The sequence below is a fragment of the Microbispora sp. GKU 823 genome, from assembly GCF_002027145.1.
GTDB classification, from domain to species: Bacteria; Actinomycetota; Actinomycetes; order Streptosporangiales; family Streptosporangiaceae; genus Microbispora; species Microbispora siamensis.
Map to the genome: position 1 here is coordinate 1 of NZ_MWJN01000236.1, position 1,833 is coordinate 1,833.

Annotated in this window: 2 protein-coding genes; both read left to right on the forward strand. The window is 70.9% G+C overall.

The annotated features are described in order from the left end of the window. Positions 1–183, forward strand: a 183-nt coding sequence (locus B1L11_RS47750) for a hypothetical protein (protein WP_179155613.1), incomplete at its 5' end; no start/stop codon positions are given. Between the two features lie 85 nt (positions 184–268). Further along, on the forward strand, positions 269–1,696 hold the full coding sequence (locus B1L11_RS44435; protein ID WP_079321112.1) for an FtsK/SpoIIIE domain-containing protein: 1,428 nt from the start codon (positions 269–271) through the stop codon (positions 1,694–1,696). Positions 1,697–1,833 lie beyond the last annotated feature (137 nt).

Here is a 1,833-nt window from a genome sequence, read left to right on the forward strand (position 1 = left end):
CGGCCGTACCTGGTCCTGGAGTCCGACGAGGCGGACGTGACGGTCTCGACCACCGGGGCCGGGCCGGTCACCGCCGAAGACCTGGACATCGCGCGGCAGATCTTCAACGCCGCCGCGCGGTACCTGGCCGACTGCGAGCGCCTGCACGCCGAACACGCCCAGGCCACCGACTCGGCGGCCTAACGCAAGCGGGGCCGCTGGAAGCGGCAACTTCCGGCGGCCCCTCGGTCTCTCCCTGACTGCGCATCACAAGAGAGGAGTTCAGCTTATGCTCAAGCGCCTTCCCGGTGGCGAGGTACGCAACCTCGTGTCCACCACCCCCGACACGGCGGTCGTGTTCAAACCGGCCGTCGTCCAGACCCCGGCGATCCTCACCATCCTGGTCTTCCTCGGCCGCCTGGTCGCCGGGCTCGTCCGGACCCTCATCGTCCACCCCATCGCCGTAGCGGTGCTCGCCGTGCCCGGAGTGATCTGGGTCCGCTACGGCTGGCCCGTCGCGGTCACCGCCGTCACCATCCCGCTGTCGCTGTTGTTCGGCTGGGTGCTGGCCGACCGGGCATCGTTCGCCCGCTGGATCGGCTGGCGGCTGCTGGCCTTCTGGCGCCGGTTCTGGATCTACCGGCGGCACTGGCAACCGGTGATGATCGTGTCCGGGCTCGGCCGTCACCTCCAGGGCCGCGACTACCTGCCCCACCTGCTCCGGGTCGAGTGCGATGGCTGGGCCGACCGCATCACCGTGCGCATGCTGTCCGGGCAGGCCGTCAAGGACTGGGCCGACCGCACCGACCACCTCGCCCACGGCTTCGGCTCCCCCGCCTGCCGCATCAGCGTCGCCAAGGCCGGGCGGCTCGTGCTCACCTTCCCCCGGCGCGATCCTCTCGCCGAACCCCTGCCCGCCGTTCCTGTCCCGGATGTGGCGACGGTGGGGCCGGTGGAGGTCGGCCGGTGCGAGGACGGCACGCCCTACCGGCTCAAGGTCCACGGCACCCACGTCCTCATCGCCGGAGCGACCGGAGCCGGTAAAGGCTCGTGGCTGTGGTCGACCATCCGCGGCCTCCTCCCCGCCATGCGGGCGGGCCTCGTCCAGGTCTGGGCGCTCGACCCCAAACGCATGGAGTTGTCCTTTGGACGGGCGCTGTTCGGCTCCCGGTATGCGGCCGATCCGAAGGAGTGCGCCGACCTGCTCGACGAGGCCGTGAGCGTGATGCAGGAGCGGGCCGACCGGTTCGCCGGCCTCCGCCGCTCCCACACCCCCACCGTCGCTGACCCGTTCGTCCTGGTCCTCGTCGACGAGGTCGCTTTCCTGACCGCCTACCAGTCCGACAAGGGCCTGCGGCAGCGCATTACGGCGGCCCTGGCCACGCTCACCACGCAAGGCCGGGCGGTCGGCGTCGGCGTGATGGCCGCACTGCAGGACCCGCGCAAGGAGGTCATGAACATCCGCAACCTGTTCCCTGACAAGATCGCGCTCCGGCTGGATGAGTCCGAGCAGGTGGACATGGTGCTCGGCGACGGCGCACGCGACCGGGGCGCACTCGCCGACCACATCTCACCGGTCCCCAAGTTGGGCGCGGGCGTCGGCTACGTCCGGCTGGAGACCTCTCCCGACCCGGTGCGGGTCCGGGCCGCCTACGTCTCCGACGCCGACATTCGCCGGATGGTCGCCGAGTACGGCGGTCGAAGCGAGGCCGCATGAACGGTCTGGCGCACTTCCTCGACGGGCTGCGCTGCTCCATCTGCGGCGCGCTCAACGTCTTGTGGCTCGACCCCCTGCGCGGCCTGGTCGAGTGCCACGAATGCGGCCAGACCGCCCTCACCATCCCCGAGACCACA

Excerpts from the sequence above, each read along its gene's own strand:
- B1L11_RS44435 (WP_079321112.1), top strand. The coding sequence starts at position 269 with ATGCTCAAGCGCCTTCCCGGTGGCGAGGTACGCAACCTCGTGTCCACC.